16 protein-coding genes are annotated in these 16,516 nt (G+C 66.6%); 4 read left to right on the top strand and 12 right to left on the bottom strand.

The genetic code is table 11. The annotated features are described in order from the left end of the window. From AC1DWT_RS13130 to AC1DWT_RS13120, 3 genes are all read right to left on the bottom strand, one after another. Window positions 1–1,250, bottom strand: a 1,250-nt coding sequence (locus tag AC1DWT_RS13130; protein ID WP_477920889.1) for an MFS transporter, incomplete at its 3' end; no start/stop codon positions are given. Window positions 1,251–1,286: 36 nt separating this feature from the next. Further along, the gene (locus AC1DWT_RS13125) at window positions 1,287–1,832 is read right to left on the bottom strand and encodes a hypothetical protein (protein ID WP_477920887.1); all 546 of its coding nucleotides are present in this window, start codon (window positions 1,830–1,832) and stop codon (window positions 1,287–1,289) included. Beyond that, the gene (locus tag AC1DWT_RS13120; RefSeq protein WP_206013578.1) at window positions 1,832–3,076 is read right to left on the bottom strand and encodes a phosphotransferase family protein; all 1,245 of its coding nucleotides are present in this window, start codon (window positions 3,074–3,076) and stop codon (window positions 1,832–1,834) included. The genes AC1DWT_RS13125 and AC1DWT_RS13120 overlap by 1 nt, the downstream gene beginning before the upstream one ends. 352 nt (window positions 3,077–3,428) lie before the next feature. On the opposite strand from AC1DWT_RS13120, the gene AC1DWT_RS13115 reads away from it, so the two are divergent. The 4 genes from AC1DWT_RS13115 (at window position 3,429) to AC1DWT_RS13100 (ending at window position 7,285) form a co-directional block, all read left to right on the top strand. Further along, complete coding sequence (locus AC1DWT_RS13115; RefSeq protein WP_072937114.1) at window positions 3,429–4,223, top strand: enoyl-CoA hydratase-related protein; 795 nt, start codon at window positions 3,429–3,431, stop codon at window positions 4,221–4,223. Window positions 4,224–4,312: 89 nt separating this feature from the next. After that, on the top strand, window positions 4,313–5,449 hold the full coding sequence (locus tag AC1DWT_RS13110; protein ID WP_477920884.1) for an acyl-CoA dehydrogenase family protein: 1,137 nt from the start codon (window positions 4,313–4,315) through the stop codon (window positions 5,447–5,449). Between the two features lie 29 nt (window positions 5,450–5,478). After that, entirely contained in the window at window positions 5,479–6,375 is an 897-nt protein-coding gene (locus AC1DWT_RS13105) for an SDR family oxidoreductase (protein WP_095862155.1), read from the top strand. A gap of 100 nt (window positions 6,376–6,475) precedes the next feature. Beyond that, window positions 6,476–7,285, top strand: a complete 810-nt coding sequence (locus AC1DWT_RS13100) for a PaaI family thioesterase (RefSeq protein ID WP_477920882.1) — start codon at window positions 6,476–6,478, stop codon at window positions 7,283–7,285. Window positions 7,286–7,301: 16 nt separating this feature from the next. Here AC1DWT_RS13100 and AC1DWT_RS13095 read toward each other — a convergent pair whose 3' ends face one another. The 9 genes from AC1DWT_RS13095 to AC1DWT_RS13055 form a co-directional block, all read right to left on the bottom strand. Continuing rightward, window positions 7,302–8,831, bottom strand: coding sequence for a long-chain-fatty-acid--CoA ligase (locus AC1DWT_RS13095; RefSeq protein WP_477920897.1), 1,530 nt, complete (start codon window positions 8,829–8,831; stop codon window positions 7,302–7,304). 68 nt (window positions 8,832–8,899) lie between these two features. Continuing rightward, the gene (locus AC1DWT_RS13090; RefSeq protein ID WP_477920880.1) at window positions 8,900–9,934 is read right to left on the bottom strand and encodes a phosphotransferase family protein; all 1,035 of its coding nucleotides are present in this window, start codon (window positions 9,932–9,934) and stop codon (window positions 8,900–8,902) included. A gap of 36 nt (window positions 9,935–9,970) precedes the next feature. After that, the gene (locus AC1DWT_RS13085; RefSeq protein WP_072937109.1) at window positions 9,971–10,822 is read right to left on the bottom strand and encodes an enoyl-CoA hydratase/isomerase family protein; all 852 of its coding nucleotides are present in this window, start codon (window positions 10,820–10,822) and stop codon (window positions 9,971–9,973) included. Window positions 10,823–10,827: 5 nt separating this feature from the next. Beyond that, a complete protein-coding gene (locus AC1DWT_RS13080; RefSeq protein ID WP_095862145.1) occupies window positions 10,828–11,637 on the bottom strand; it encodes an enoyl-CoA hydratase/isomerase family protein in 810 nt (269 codons plus the stop codon). A gap of 84 nt (window positions 11,638–11,721) precedes the next feature. After that, window positions 11,722–12,912: a CaiB/BaiF CoA transferase family protein gene (locus AC1DWT_RS13075; protein WP_477920878.1), complete on the bottom strand. Its 1,191-nt coding sequence runs from the start codon at window positions 12,910–12,912 to the stop codon at window positions 11,722–11,724. Continuing rightward, entirely contained in the window at window positions 12,913–13,884 is a 972-nt protein-coding gene (locus AC1DWT_RS13070; protein ID WP_072937106.1) for an EamA family transporter, read from the bottom strand. A 5-nt stretch (window positions 13,885–13,889) separates the two neighbouring features. Continuing rightward, window positions 13,890–14,675: an enoyl-CoA hydratase-related protein gene (locus tag AC1DWT_RS13065; protein ID WP_477920876.1), complete on the bottom strand. Its 786-nt coding sequence runs from the start codon at window positions 14,673–14,675 to the stop codon at window positions 13,890–13,892. A 116-nt stretch (window positions 14,676–14,791) separates the two neighbouring features. Further along, a complete protein-coding gene (gene menB, locus AC1DWT_RS13060; protein ID WP_072937105.1) occupies window positions 14,792–15,649 on the bottom strand; it encodes a 1,4-dihydroxy-2-naphthoyl-CoA synthase in 858 nt (285 codons plus the stop codon). Window positions 15,650–15,753: 104 nt separating this feature from the next. Continuing rightward, window positions 15,754–16,512: an SDR family NAD(P)-dependent oxidoreductase gene (locus AC1DWT_RS13055; RefSeq protein WP_072937269.1), complete on the bottom strand. Its 759-nt coding sequence runs from the start codon at window positions 16,510–16,512 to the stop codon at window positions 15,754–15,756. Window positions 16,513–16,516: the final 4 nt, after the last annotated feature.

Below are 16,516 nucleotides of genomic sequence, written 5' to 3'. Positions count from 1 at the left end.
AGTGCCACGACGGCCATCGCATAGAAGGCCGGGACGGTCGAGCCGCCGAGTCCGGCGAGTGCCGCCAGGATGATGGGGGTGGGGCCGGCGAAGAGAGTTGTCGACATCTGCCACCCGAGAGACAAACCCGTGTACCGGGTGTCGGTCTCGAACATCTCGGACAGCAAGGGTGTCACCGCCGCGATGTTCGCCGCGACGACGGGCGTGACGACCACCATCGCGGCGACCGCGAGTGGCAGCACCCCGCTCGACAGCATCACGAGGGACGGGTAGATCAGCACGATCAACGTGGCCGACGAGACGAGCAGCTGCGGGATCCGCCCCACTCGGTCGGACAGCCGGGCAAAGGGCAGCACCGCAGCGCAATACGCCACCAGACCGACGAACGTGATCAACTGTGCATCAGCGGCGGAGAAGTCAGTGAACTGCTTCAGCGCGGACGGCATGTAGATGAAGTACAACGCCATCATGCACGAGTTGGTCGCCGCGATGCCGATACCGATGAGAACCGAACGGTAGTCCCGTCGCAGCGTCGTGAGCAGCGGTGACTTCTGCACCCGCCCCTCCCGGGAGAGGGCGGTGAACGCCGGGGTCTCCTCGAGCCTGTAACGGATGTACAGGCCGATCAGCCCCAGTGGCAGCGACAGCAGCAGCGGCAACCGCCAACCCCACGACGACATCGACTCGGGCGACAGGGTGCGGGTCAGCAACATCGCCGTTCCCGATCCGAACAGCATCGCGCCGCCGACGGTCAGCGAGATGAATCCGACGAAGAAGCCCCGCCGGGCCGGTGGCGCGAACTCCGCGATGAGCGACGTCGCCCCGCCGTACTCGCCTCCCGCGGAGACTCCCTGCACGAGACGCAGCACCGTCAGGAGAACCGGTGCGGCAAGACCGATCTGGTAGTACGTGGGCAGCACTCCGATGCCCGCCGTGGCGAGCGTCATCAGGGTGATGACGACGGAGAGGACCGTTCGCCTGCCGTACCGGTCACCCAGCGGCGCGAAGATCACCGCACCGAGGGGGCGCGCCATGAAGCTGGCGGCAAAGGCACCGAAGGTCAGCAACAGGCTGACGAACGAGTTTCCGGTGGGAAAGAAGGCTTGCGCGATGTACGTCGCCACGTAGCCGTAGATGACGAAATCGTAGTACTCGACAAAGGTTCCGAAACTGGCGGCGGAGATCGCGCGCCGACGCACGGCTGTCGAGACCGTACGGTAGGGGGCGGTGGTGATCACCTCGGATGACATGTTTTCTCCTGATCCATGAGGCAGACGGTGCGTTGGCTAGTGCGCGCGGGTGGCGGTCTGGGCTCCGAGCAGAGAGCGGAGCGGCGGGACCGTATGCGGGTCCGGATCGACACCCTGAGGGAGGAACCACGACCGCTGCAACTCGACGAGTGGTCGTGAGTGTTGGAGCACGATGCGGCTGACCTCGGCGCCCGTGTCCGGGTCGGTGGTGCGCGCCGATCGGACGATCCCGGCAATCGCACGCGTCAACTCGTCCGTGGCCCGGTCGAGTTGTCCGTACTCCGGAACGGCGAGCAGATCGGTGCGGCGCGCATTCTCGAGTGCGTCCGCGAGCAGTGACCGGGCAGCGTGATCGACCTTCTCGTGGTCGCTGAGCCGTTCAGCGAGAGCGAGATACGTTCGGAACTCGTACTGCTTCCGCGGATACTCGTGGTGTGCGCGGTCGCGGTAGAAGTCGAGGACACCGGCGATGACCCTCACCTGCTCTGCGGCCAGCGAGTTCGATTCGCCCAGCGCCGGTGTCACCGTCATGCGGAGGGAGCGGGCGGYAGCGTCGAACGTGTTCGCGGATTTGTTCACCATTACAGAACCTCCTCGAGATCCTGGCCGAGTTGATGGGCCATCAGATATCCGGTCGCCTCGAGTCCCGTCAGCAGAACGTCCTGGTGGGTCTTCCCCAGCTTCGAGACGCGGTAGGCCGAGCCCAGCGCGGTGACGACGGACTGGTATTCGTTCAGAATCCGGTAGAACGTCAGTTTCTCCGGATCGACGGTCAGGCCGGACGCCTGCTCGTACATCTCGAAGAAGACGGCGGTCGGCAGCAGTCCGGTCGCGAGGAATGCGGAACCGTCCTCCGACGGATGGCCGAACGGGTACAGCGTCGCCCATGCCAGGTCGCGGTGGCGGTCGCCGAGGAAGCTGCGCTCCCAGTCGAGAATGGCCGTGATGGATCCGGTGTCCTCGTCGAACAGGAAATTTCCGCCCCGGTAGTCGCCGTGGACGAGACTAACACGGTCGAGAACAGGCAGGTTGTCCTCCAGCCAACCCGCCGCCACATCGAGCAGCGGAAAGTCTTCGCCACGGTCCTCCTCCCACACCCGCCTCGCCCGATTCAACTGCCACAGTGCGCTCTCGGTACCGGCTACGGCGGGCTTCTCGTAGTGATCCAGCTTTGCCGCCGTCACGTCGAGCGTGTGAATGCGTGCCAGGAGATCGACGAACTGCGGCGCCAGGACTTCTCGGAGTTCGGGACCGAAGTTGATCCCGATGCCGGCGATCCGGCTCTGGGCGCGGCTGGGCTTCGCGGATCCGTGCACCCACGTATAGACGAGCGCCGGCTCCGGGAACCACCTGCCGTCCTCGTCGACCCACCGGACCGTCGGCACGGGCACCGTTCCGGCGAGGGCGTTGATCACCTCGAATTCCCGCATCCGGCTGGTGGCGTTCAGGGACTCGGGCGGCTCCATCCGCAGGACCAGATCCTCGGTCACCTCACCGGCTACGGAGTCGTCGTAGCGCAGCGTGAAACCCATCTGAATCTTCGACGCCCCACCTGTCAGCCACCGCGCGTTTCGGACCTCGAACCGCGAAGACGACAGTACGTCCCTCAGCATGTTCTCGAGCGCCGCGGTGAGAAGGTCCAGATCGAAGCTGCGATAACCCTGGCCCGCCCGCCGCTCCATCTTGCGGGTCAGCATCCGGTCGTATTCGGTTTCGGTGGGGAACCGCGCGCGAATCCCCTCGATGACGTCCGGCGTGGGCTCGTCTCGATCGGAGTCTGCGATCAGTCCGGGTATCTGCCGATCCCGTTGGATGGTTGCACTCATGATTTCCTCATCACGCTCTTGGCGGGTCACGCCGTGACCGGAGCGCTACAGCACGGCTCTCCGGGAGATTGGGGCTTGCGAGTCGGGTGGTCGTCACCTCGACGACCCGAACACTAATGTGACCGGGCACACACGTACAGAAGGTTCTGCTGTGCAGAGGATGGGGACGCGACGACCAGGCCTCGGACGAATACTGCAGACCTTCGCTCCGATATCACTGCAGGTCACAGCGTTCTTCACCGTCGCTCTTGAAAACGCTCGTTATCAGCGCTACGTTCGTCATAAGGTAAGACCAAAACAACTTCGCGGGTGGCTCACGCTCCGCGGGCAGCATGAAAGGACCAACAGGTCGATGAGTGACTTCACGGATGTGACGTACGAGGTCGAGGACGGACTCGCCTGGATCACGATCAACCGGCCCGAGCGGTACAACGCGTTCCGCGCGCGGACGGTCGACGAGTTGGTGAAGTCGTTCAAGAAGGCGTGGGGCAGCTCCGAGGTCGGGGCGATCGCGCTCACCGGCGCCGGGGAGAAGGCGTTCTGCTCGGGTGGCGACCAGAAGCAGCGGATGGAGACCGGCGACTACGGCCCGTCCGACAGCGGCCTGTTCGAGGTCGAGGCTCTGCACCGTGTGATCCGCGACGTGCCCAAGCCCGTGATCGCCGCGGTCAACGGTGTCGCGGTCGGTGGCGGGCACGTGCTGCACCTGCTGTGCGATCTGTCCATCGCCGCCGAGCACGCGATTTTCGGGCAGAACGGGCCGCGCGTGGGATCGTTCGACGCCGGCCTCGGCACCGGCTACCTGGCGCGGGCCATCGGCGAGAAGCGGGCGCGTGAGATCTGGTTCCTGTGCCGCCGCTACAGCGCCGAGCAGGCTCTCGACTGGGGATTGGTCAACAAGGTGGTGCCCGGTGACCAGTTGCGGGCCGAGGTTCGGGCGTGGGCAGACGAGATCCTGCAGCTGTCGCCGACGTCGCTGAAGGTGCTCAAGCAGTCACTCAACGCCGACACCGAGCACTTCATCGCACAGGGCAACATGGCGTACTCCACGCTCAAGCTGTTCGGTGAGTCCGCCGAGGCCATCGAGGGAATCAGCGCGTTCAACGAGAAGCGCAAGCCCGACTTCTCCAAGTTCCGCGGGGCCTGACGGATCGGGGAGGCGGGGCGTACGCGCCTCGCCTCCCGCCCGCCGCGTCGACCGAAGCCCACCCCTCACGCGAGAGAGCATCCGCCGCTATGCGTTTCACTAGAGAGCAACGAGAGTTCGCGGTCGCCGTCCGCGAGTTCTGCGCCGCCGAATGCAAGACCCTCCAGCAACGCGACCTGCTGACCGAGGGCGGCACCCTGGCGAACAGCCCCCTCATCCTCGACAAGTTCGCCGGCCTCGGCTGGCTCGCCGTCTCGCTGCCGGAGGAGTACGGCGGTGGCGGCGCCGGAATGGTCGAGGAATGCATTTTCCTCGAGGAATCCGCCCGCGGCCTCGCACCTATCATCGCCTACTCCACCGGTCTCACCGCCGCGCAGACTTATCTTCGCTACGGCACCGAGGAGCAGAAACGCACCATCGTCGGCAACATGGCGGCGGGCAAGCTCGAGGCGATCGCCCTCAGCGAGCCCGGCGCCGGCTCCGATCTCGGGGGCGTCCGGATCAAGGCGGAACTGGTCGACGACCACTACGTGATCAACGGGCAGAAGACGTGGATCTCCGCGGCCCACATCGCCGAGCACATCCTCCTCCTGGCCCGGACCGACACGACCGGCAACAAGCACCAGGGCCTGACCCTGTTCATGGTGCCGGCCGATGCGCCGGGGCTCGAGATTCACGAGATCAAGACCATGGAGGCCCGGACCTGCAACGACCTGTACTTCACCGACGTCGCGGTCCCGGCGAGCGCGGTCGTCGGCACACCGAACCAGGCGTGGCGCCACCTCATGCGCGGACTGAGCGTCGAACGCCTCATCATCGCGACGATGGCACTGGGCGGCGCCCAACGTTCGCTCGACGACCTGATCGCGTTCGTCACCGAGCGTGAACAGTTCGGCCAGAAGATCAGCAGCTTCCAGGCCATCCGGCACCGGATCGCGGACCTCGCGACCGACATCGCCTTCGCGAAGTCCTTCGTGTACGAGGTCGCCGAGCGGATCGATGCCGGCGAGGAAGACAACCTCAACCGTGAGGGCTCGATGGCCAAGCTGAGATGTACCGAGATCGCGAAGAAGACCGCACTCGAGGCGATGCAGATGATGGGCGGCTACGGCTACACCCGCGAGTACGGCATGGAGGAGCAGGTTCGCCGTTCTCTGGCACCACCGATCTACGGCGGCACCAACGAGATTCAGCGCGAGATCATCAGCAAGAGCCTGGGCCTGTAGCCCTCGTTCCCCATCGTAAGGACCATCGCATGACCACCTCTCCCTTCACCTCCGACGCCCTCGCGGGCAAGCGCGTCCTCATCACCGGCGGGGGCACCGGACTCGGCCGCGGCGTCGCGCGCCACCTCGTGGACCACGGCGCCGAAGTCCACCTGTGGGGCCGCCGTCCCGCCGTACTCGAGGAAGCCGCGGCGGAGGCGTCCGTGTCCCGGCCGGGTTCGGTCCACTGGCAGACCGTCGACGTGCGCAAAGCAGATCTCGTGTCGGCCGCGATGGACGAGATCTGGACGCTCCACGGTCCGCTCACCGGCGTGATCAACAACGCCGCCGCGAACTTCATCGCCCCCACCGAATCGCTCAGCCCGCGTGCCTTCGAAGCCGTCACCTCCACGGTGATGAACGGGTCGTTCAACACCACCCACGCCGCGGGCCGTCGCTGGATCGAAGGCGGGACCAAGGGCGTCGTCCTGTCGACGCTCACTACCTGGGTCTGGAGCGGATCCGCGTTCGTCGTCCCGTCCGCGATGGCGAAAGCTGCGGTGCACTCGATGACGATGTCGCTCGCCGTCGAATGGGCGCGTTACGGCATCCGCCTCAACGCGCTCGCCCCGGGACCGATCCCGACCGACTACGCGTGGGAGATGCTCAACCCGACCGAAAAGAGTGCAGTCGGCGCGACCCAGGCCGACCAGGTGCCGATGGGCCGGATGGGCACGATGGAGGAACTCGCCAACCTCACCATCTTCCTGCTGTCGGACGCCTGCGACTACCTCACCGGCCAGACCATCGCCATGGATGGCGGCCAGATGCTCGCCGGCCCCGGCACTTTCGCCGGCCTGACATCGATGAGCAACGAGGACTGGGCCACCGCCCGGGAGAAGAGCAAGGCCGCCAGCGAAGCCGCGAAGTCGCAGCGCGGAGTCTGACCCCTCACAGACCGGGCCTGCCAGTCGGTGACGACAAGTCCCGGCCGGCAGGCCCTTCTCATGTGCGCCCGTAGTCCGCGCCGTATCCGCCGAGAGAGACATGACAACCGACAATCTCCAGGCACTTCCGTTCATCTCGGCGGGTGCCGAAGCACTGTTCCGTGTGGCTCCCGTGATCGGCGACGCCACGCGTGGCAAGTCTCAGATGCAGACGGGACCGTGGATGTCCGACGAACGCGGCCTTCCGTGCCGCGGCGCTCTCGGCGTCCTGATGGACGACGTCTCGGGGTACCCGATCGCCGCCCGCGCCCCGGCCGGACATTGGGCCGTCACGACGGAACTTCACCTCGACTTCTCACGAAACCCGGCGCTCGACGGTTCGATCCTCCATGCGGAGAGCCGAGTCGTCACGTCCGACGCGGATGGCGGCCTTGCAACCGGCCGGGTCGTCGACGAGTCCGGGCGGGCAGTGGCCATCGCCAGCGCCCGGCTCCGGTTCGTCGCCGCGGAGATGCCGGCGGCATCCGCTCCCGAGGACTGGCCTCCCGTCGGATCGGGCGCATCCTCGATCATCGAACTGCTCGGCGCCCACCACCGACGGGGCAACGCCGCCGCAGGGCTGGAACTGGAAGCCGCGGAATCGCACTGCAATCCGCTCGGCAACGTCCACGGCGGCATACTCCTGTGCGCCTCCGAGATCGCCGGCAACTCCGCGGTAACACCGGAGGCGGAGTTCCAGACGACCTCGATCGCCATGGCGTTCGTGCGCCCCTGCCCGGGCACCGAGCCACTCACCTTCGCTCCCCGGGTGATCTACCGTGGCCGCAGCTTCGCCGTCGTCCAGGTCGCCGCGCGCAATCAAGCCGGAAAGACCTGCACCACAGCGACGGTCACGTGTCATCGCGTGTGATCCGGACCGATGACGGTCAGTGACCGGCACCGGACATCGCACGCAATTCGTGCTTGAGCACCTTTCCGGTCGTGTTGCGCGGCAAGACGTCGACGACGCGCAATTCGAGAGGAAGCTTGTACCGGGCCAGTTCGGCGCCGGCGAAGGCCCGGAGTTCCTCCAGGTCGAGATGCGTTCCCTGTACGAGCACCACCACCGCCACCACACGTTCTCCCCAGCGATCGTCGGGGGCACCAACCACCGCAACGTCGGCGACGGCCGGGTGGCCGTACAGCACGCTCTCGACTTCGGCGGGGTACACGTTCTCGCCACCGCTGATGATCATGTCCTTGAGTCGGTCCGCGATGTAGTAGTAGCCGTCCTCATCCTGATAGGCCACGTCACCGGTACGGAACCAACCATCTGTACCCAGCGCCGCGGCCGTGGCCTCGGGCAGGTTCCAGTAGCCCGGGGACACTGTGTCGCCGCGCACGCACAGTTCGCCGTGAACACCAGGCGTGGTGAGAACGTTTCCCTCGAAGTCGATCAACCGCACCTCGTTGAGCATGCCGGCGGTGCCACATGAGCCGAGTTTCTCCAGGGCGCGGTCCGTCCCCAGGAAGGTCGCCCCTGTGGCGGCCTCGGTCAGACCCCAACATTGACTCACGGGAATCCCGCGTGCCCCATACAACCGCAGCATCGGTTCCGGGACGGGCGCCGCGCCCGCGACGATGATTCGGACGCTGGACAAGTCCGCGGTGTCGAAGCGCTCATGCTTGCTCGCGAACAGCATCATGGCCGGGACCATGAACAGCGATGTCACCCGGTAACACTCGATGTCGTCGAGTAGCGACCCGGCGTCGAAATGTTCGTGGACGACGACGTGGCCCCCTGCCATGAGTGTCGGAAGAGTCATGACACACATTCCGCCGGAATGGAAGAGCGGCGCCGATGTGAGTGCGACGTCGTCGGCGTTGTAGTTCACCGCCAGCATCCAGTTGACGTTGCTGGTCCAGACATTTCGGTGGGTGAGTACGGCACCTTTGGGTCGTCCCGTCGTTCCCGAGGTGTACAGAATCAGGGCCGGCGAATCCGCATCGACGGCGGCCTCCTCGACATGGGTGTGACGAAGGGTCAGGAGGTCGTCGACGCCATCCCAACCGTCAGTACTTTCGCCGGTTCGTAGATAGCGCCGCACGCCGAGATCGGTGCGCACCTCGTCGACGGGGCCGGTGTGCGCGTCGTCAGCGATGAGCAGGCGAGCATCACTGTCCTGAATATTCTGTGCAAGTTCACTTCCTGTGAACCGGAAGTTGAGAGGCACGAAGATCGCGCCCAGTCGCGCCGTCGCGAAGAGCGCCACGAGGAAACGGCTGTGGTTGAAGCCCACGTAGGCGACACGGTCACCGGAGCGGATCTCACACCCGTACAACACATCCGCGAAGGATTCGATCTCTCGCTGTAGCGTCGCGAACGACAGGGTCTCACCGGCGAACGTCAGCGCCGACCGATCTCCGTCGCGCTCGGCGCGCCGACGCAACCACGTGGCCAATCCAATCGGGTTCATCATTACTCTGTTCGACGTCGAAGGCCGGGGGCGATTCCCGTCGGCTGGTGTCCGCGGTTGCCCGTGACTCAGGCGGAGACGGTCTTCAATCCCGCCGTCCGGTGTGCGGCGTCGAGGAAGGAGCGCACCAGTGCCTCGTCGCGGTAGTACTGGTCGCCGACGCCGGCGACGGCGCGGCGCCGCCCGTATTCGTACAGGACCGCCAGTTTCCACAGGGCCAGTGCCGTGTACCAGTTCAGGTTCGACAGGTCGGCGCCGGTGGCGGCCGCGTACCGCTGAGCCAGTTCGTCCCGGGGCGGGTATCCGTCCTCGAGGACGGCCGTACCGAGGTCCTCGGTCGGTGTGCGTTCCTCCCCCTCGACGGGATACGACGCGAGGAAATAGCCGAGATCGAACAGCGGGTCGCCGATCGTCGCGAGCTCCCAGTCCAACACTGCGGCAATGCGTCCCGGCGAGTCGGGAGCAAGGATGACGTTGCCGATGCGGTAATCGTTGTGGATGATCGCCGCACCCGATTCGGCAGGCACGTTGGCGCCGAGCCACGCGTCGATGTCCGCGAACTCCGGCGGCGGTGTCCCGTCCTCGGCCGCGACCAGCCTGCCCATGCGGCGCAGGTGACGTTCGTTGAATCCTTCCGGGCGGCCCAGGTCGCCCAGGCCGGCGGCCTGCCAGTCCACCGCGTGCAGTGCGGCGAGCGTGTCGATCAACGCCTCCCCGATCCGGCGGCGGTCTGCCGGCGCGCTCAGCGCGGACGGGGTCTCGGTGGTGACCACCGGTCCGGCGACGTAGTCCATCACGTAGAACGGGACGTCGAGCACCTCACCGGTCTGGCCGACGGCGAGGACGTCCGCCACCGGCACGCCGCTGCCGGCGAGGCCGCCGACGAGACGGGCCTCCCGCAGCATGTCGTGGGCGCCCGGTGGAATCGGCGGAGGCGGCGGGCGGCGGACGATCACCTGACGGACCCCGTCGGACACGAGGAACGTCAGGTTGGAATGTCCGTCACCGATCCCCGCGGTCGTGAGCGGACCCTCGGTGATCCCGCGCTCGCGCAGAAACGCCTCCAGCGCACCGAGCGTATCGGGAGTCCATTCCCAGGTCATGCGCTCGCCTCCATCCATCTCGTCATTCGTTGATTCCTATTGGCCGGTGAAGCGCGGCGCCCGCTTCTCCTTGAACGCCGCAAGCGCCTCCGGCATGTCGGCGCACCGGGTGAGCAGCGCCTGCCCCCGGTTCTCCAACTCCAGTGCCGCCGCATACGACGTCACTTCCTGGTTCCGTTGCAGCGCACGCTTCGACATCCGGACGCCGCCCGGCGAGTTCGATGCGATCGCCTCGGCCACCGCGACTGCCTCGTCGAACAGGTCCTCGCTCGGCACCACCCGGTTCGCCAATCCGATTCGGGCGGCTTCCTCCGCACCGACGAAACGCGCGGTGTAGGCGATCTCCGCCGCCCGGCCGGGCCCGACGAGCCGGGTGAGCTGCCACGACGTGCCGAGCTCTCCGACGGACAGTCCGACCTTGACGAACGCCGCATTGAACTTCGCGGTGGGCGCCACGAGCCGGATGTCGCAGGCGAGCGCGAGCGACAGCCCGCCCCCGGACGCCGCACCGTGAATCGCGGCGATCACCGGGAACGGCAAGTGGTGCAGCGCCGCCAGGCCACCGGTCGCGGTCTCCTGGAACCTGAGGAACTCACGCACACCCATTTCGGTGATCACACTGATCTCGTCCAGGTCGAAACCCGCGCAGAACACGCGATCGCCCGCACCGCGGATGATCAGCGCCCGCGCGTCCGTGTCGCGCAGGGCGTATGCGACGGTGTTGAACTCCTCGAACATCTTCACGACCATCGAGTTCATCCGCTCGGGCCGATTGATCGTGAGGACGACGATCTTGCCGTCGAGCACCTCGAGGGTGAGGGTCTCCAACTGGGGCGGCTCGTAGTTACTCAGCACCGCCGTATTCTCCCGCACTTCGGTCTGCGTCATCTGGCTCACCTTCCCGTGAACTTCGGGCTGCGCTTCTCTTTGAACGCGGCCAGCGCCTCGGGCATGTCGTCGCCACGAGTGAGCAGCGCCTGCCCGCGGTTCTCGAGTTCGAGCGCCGCCGCATACGAGGACACTTCCATGTTCGCGTGGAGTGCACGCTTCGACAGCTGGACTCCGGCAGGCGAATTCGCGCTGATCAGGCGGGCCATCGCGAGCGCCTCGTCGAGCAGCGACTCGGCGGGCACGACCGCGTTGAGCAGTCCGAGGGACTCCGCCTCCACGGCCTCGATGAAGCGGCCGGTATAAGCGAACTCCGCTGCGCGCGCCGGACCGATGAGCTTGGGCAGGTGCCACGACGCCCCCAGGTCGCCGGCCGACAGTCCGATCCGCACGAACGCCGCGTTGAACCGTGCCGCCGGCGAACCGATCCGGATGTCGGCGGCGAGGGACAGGGACAGCCCGCCACCGGCGGCCGCACCGTTGACTGCGGCGATCACCGGGACCCGGATGCTGCGGATCGCCGAGAGAGCCCGCGCGGCCAGTTCCTGCTGGTCCAGCATGCCCATCGGCGTCATCGACGACAAACCGTCGGCGTCGTCGAGGTCGAATCCGCCGCAGAACGCCTTGCCTGCGCCGGTGAGGATCACGACGCGGAGGTCGTGTTCGTGATCCAGTTGCAGCGCAACCCTCTCGAGTTCGACGAACATGGTGTTCGTCATCGAGTTCATTCGTTCGGGGCGATTCAACGTCACGACGGCGATGCCGGGTTCCGGCCGGTCGAGCGTGAACGTCTCCCATGTCGTGGGCTCGGTCACGAGGTCACTCCTTCTCAGTTCGGCGATCCCAGGTGGTCGCCGCAAGTTTTTTGGTGGTGGTCCGGACGCCGATGGTCCGGCAGGTCAGGTCTCCGCGGCGGCCTCGCGCACAGCACCCGAGCGCAGCCACTCGGCGGCACGGCCGGGGTCGATCCCCCAGTCGGTCAGGATCTCGGTGGTATGTTCGCCCGGCATCGGCGGACGGCGATCTACTGCGGCCGCGGTGCGGCTGAAGCGCGGCGCCGGCGCCGGTTGGACGAGACCGTCGACGTCGACGAATGCCTTTCGGGCGACATGATGCGGGTGCGACGGCGCCTCGTCGACCTCGAGAACAGGCGATATACAGGGTGTGAGCCCCTCGCCCGCCTCGAGCCAGTCTGCGAGCGTGCGGCCGCGCACGGCGTCCGCGAAGATCTTCTTCATCTGCGGCCACTGCGAGCGGTCATTCTGCTCCGGAAGATCGCCGGGCAACTCCAGCAGCGCAACGAGGTCGGCGTAGAAATGCGGTTCCATCGCCCCGACGGCCAACCACTTACCGTCCGCGGTCTCGTAGGCGTCATAGTAGGGCGCACCGCTGTCGACGATGTTGGTGCCGCGTTCAGGGTTCCACGTTCCCGTCTGCGCGAACCCGAAGAAGGGTGTCGCAAGGAGTGCGGACCCCTCGACCATCGAGGCGTCGACCACCTGTCCGAGTCCCGAGCGCTGCCTCTCGAACAGCGCCGACAGGACGCCCATCGCGAGAAGCATTCCCCCGCCGCCGAAGTCGCCGATCAGACTGAGCGGCGGGGTGGGCGGTTGGCCGTGGCGTCCGATCAACGACAGGGCACCACTGAGCGCGACGTAATTGATGTCGTGGCCGACGTGCTGAGCGAGCGGTCCGTCCTGACCGAAACCGGTCATGCGGCCGTAGATCAGCCCGGGATTACGTGCGGCGCAGTCGTCCGGTCCGATGCCGAGTCGCTCAGCGACCCCGGGTCGGAAGCCCTCGATCAAGATGTCTGCGTCCGCTACGAGAGAGAGCACCACCGCGGCGCCGTCCGGATGCTTGAGGTCGACGGCGAGCGAGCGACGTCCGCGGTGCAGCAATTCCGTCCGGAAGTCAGCATTCGGCCCCACCAGTCCCGAACCCGTGGCGCGATCCACTCGAATCACGTCGGCGCCCAGATCGGCAAGGAGCATGGCGCAGAACGGACCCGGCCCGATCGAACCGATTTCGATCACCTTCAAGCCCAACAGCGGCCCGGTGAACGAGCGTTTCGAGTCGTCCCGCACCATCTACCCACCTCCTGTCGATCTTTGGTCTGATAATAATACCTTGGAATCGTTCACGGAGGAATACCCCCGACGCCGCGGCCCGGCGTGTGCACTGACGACCAGTACGACCGAAAGCAGTACGACCGCTCCCCCGATGACGAGGACGGGCGTGACGGGCTCGGACAGGACCACCGACCCGAGCGCCACGGCCACCACCGGATTCACATACGTATGGGTGGCGACCAGCGACAGCGGGGCGTGATGCAGCAGCCACGCGTACGCGGTGAAGCCGACGATCGAGCCGAAGACCACGAGGTAGCCGAACGCGCCCCACGCGCGGAGTCCGATGTCACCGTGCAGCCGTTCCCCTGTCGCTACCGACGCGAGCGTCATGGCCGCACCGGCCGCCAGAAGCTGGTACGTCGCACTGACATACACGTCACGAGGCAGCCAGATTCGGGGCTTGATCCACGACCCGAACGACCAGGACACACTGGACAACACGATGACCGCCACGCCGACGAGCGGGAGTCCCGAGTGCTCACCACCGTGCGGCAGCACCAGGACTGCGAGACCGACCAGCCCCACACCGACGCCGGCCAATTCGAGAACCCGTGGACGGTCACCGGACAGCGTGCGGTAGATGCAGATCCACAGCGGCACCATGGCCACGAGGAGCGCCGTCACCCCGGAGGGCACGCCGTGCAGTTGGCCGACCGAGGTCAGGCCGTTTCCGCAGGCGAGTAGCAGCACGCCCAGGAACGAAGCGCCTGCCGCTTCCCGCCAGGTGAGGCGCAGCCGCCGCCGGCCACCGCGACAGGCCAGGAAGGCGGCCATCAGCAGAGCGGCAAGGAGGAACCGCGCACCCATCGAGCCGAGCGGAGGGACCTCGTCGATCACCAGGCGGATCGCGAGATAGATCGATCCCCAGATCACATAGACGAGGAAAAGGGCCAGCGCGATCGCACCCCTCCCGGCACGCCCCGACGTCACGACGCTCAGGAGAATCGCGGAGCGCGCTTCTCGAGGAAGGCGGTGATGCCCTCCTTCGCCTCTCCGTTCTCGAACAGGTCCTGCTCCTGGGCGACCTCGAACCGGAAGCCCTCCTCGAGCGGGGTGTCGAACGACGCGTCGACCGTGCGGATGACGGCGCGCTGCGCGGGCAGCGACATCGTGCACAGCTCGGCCGCGAGCGCCTGCGCTGCATCGGTGGCGGTACCGGCGTCGACGAGTCGGTCGATCAGTCCGATCGCATGCGCCTCGGCGGCGAGGACCTGCCGGGCACTCAGCATGATGTCCAGGGCGCGACCACGACCCACGAGACGCGGAAGTCGCTGCGTTCCACCGGCTCCGGGGATGAGGCCGAGCTTCACCTCGGGCAGCCCGAACTTCGCGTCCGCCCCGCCGACCCGCAGGGTGCAGGCCATTGCCAGTTCGAGGCCGCCGCCGAGTGCGAGGCCGTCCACCGCGGCGATCGAGATGCGGTCGGCGGACGCGAGTCGGTCGAGCGCCCCACGGAGTCGATCGCCGTACGCGGTGAAGGACTCCGCGTCCACGGACGACATGTGCTTGATGTCGGCGCCGGCCGCGAAGAAGCCCGGAATGTCCGAGCGGACGACGATCACCTTCACCGATCCGTCGGCGTCCGCCGCGTTGAGCGCGGCGTTCAACCCGTCGATGATCGGCAGCCCGAGCGCGTTCGCCGGCCTGCGTTGCAGCGTGATCGTCATGACGCCGGCGTCGACGTCGCTCCACGCGACTGCGGGCGTTGCGGTTTCCGACATGCACACCATCCTGTTCGGTCCAGTCCCATGTGAGCGGCGAAGTGTGCGCGGGCACACTTTGCCACTCACCTGAGGTATTGACCCAACCATACTAATTGTCGGACCGAAATGGAAGATCAGGGCCGCCGCGGAAACTTCTCGAACTCGGGGCGCCGCTTCGCCTTGTACGCCTCGCGCCCTTCCTTCGCCTCCTCGGTCGAGTAGAACAGCAAATTCGCGTCGTGAGCGAGCTGCTGAATGCCGGCCATCCCGTCTTCGGCGGCATTGAAGCTCGCCTTCATCAGCCGCAGCGCGAACGGCGACAGCTGGAGCATCTCGCGGCACCACTGCACGGTTTCCCGTTCCAGGTCGGCGAGCGGGACGACGGTGTTGACCAGCCCCATCTCGCGCGCCTGCTGTGCGTCGTACTGACGGCACAGGAACCAGATCTCCTTGGCCTTCTTCACCCCGACGAGTTCGGCGAGCAATCCCGCACCGTAGCCACCGTCGAACGACCCGACCTTCGGGCCGACCTGGCCGAACCGGGCATTGTCCGCCGCGATGGACAGGTCGCAGACCAGGTGCAGGATGTGYCCGCCGCCGATCGCGTAACCGGCGACCATGGCGACCACCGGCTTCGGCAGGCGCCGGATCTGGATCTGCAGGTCGGTGACGTGGAAACGGCCGACACTTCCCGCCTTGCCCGGTTCGGTGAGGTAGCCGGTGTCGCCGCGCACGCGCTGGTCGCCGCCGGAGCAGAACGCGTCGGGACCCTCACCGGTCAGCACGATGACGCCGACCGAGGAGTCCTCACGGGCATCGACCAGAGCCTCGGAGATTTCCATCAGCGTCTGCGGACGGAACGCGTTGCGCACCTCCGGACGGCAGATCGTGATCTTCGCGATCCCGTCGCCGCTGTGCTCGTATCGGATGTCCTCGAACTCACCGACTGCCGTCCAGGATACGAAATCCGTTGTATCACTATTGTTCGTCATGAGGCGATCATAGGCACACGCGCAAACGATCGTTATCAACGGAGCCCGCATAACGACGAAGGTGCGGCCCGGAAACGGGCCGCACCTTCCGAACGGATATGCCGTCAGGACATCGTCAGACCACCGCTGACGGACAGGGTCTGTCCGGTGACGAATTCTGCTGCATCGGAGGCGAAGTACGCCACCGCGGCACCGATGTCCTCCGCCTTCCCGAGTCGCTTCATCGGCACGGCGCGGGTCATGCCTCCGATCACCTTGTCGGCCTCCTGACCCGAGCTGTCGGCGAACTTGCGGAGCGCCGGGGTGTCGGTCGGGCCGGGGCACACGGTGTTCGCGGTGACGCCCTTGGTCGCGATCTCACGGGCGAGGGTCTTGGTGAAGGCGATGATGCCGCCCTTGGCGCCCGAGTAGACGGCCTCGAGCGACGAGCCGACACGGCCGGCGTCCGAACCGATGTTGATGACCCGGCCGAAGCCGCGCTCCACCATGCCCGGGACGGTCGCCTGGATGACCCGCAGCTGGCCCTTGAAGTTGATGTCGAGGATCCGGTCCCAGAACGCCTCGTCGGTCTTCAGGAACGGCATGAAGTCGTCCCAGCCGGCGTTGTTGACGACGATCTCGACCGGCCCGAACTGCTCGGCGACCTGCTTCACCGCGGCCTGCACGGACGCGGTGTCGGTGACGTCGACGGGCACGGCGATCGCCTGGCCGCCGGCGTCGCGGATTCCGGCGGCGGTCTCCTCGGCGACCTCCAGGTTGAGGTCGGCCACCGCGACGCGGAAGCCCGCTGCCCCGAGGGCGTCGGAGATGCCCTTGCCGATGCCCTGTGCACCGCCGGTTACGAATGCGACTCGATTACTCATGTTC

It is taken from the genome of Rhodococcus sp. P4_B6, from assembly GCF_056402215.1.
Note: the sequence above shows the minus strand (reverse complement) of the source record. Positions and strands in the feature narration are given on the sequence as shown.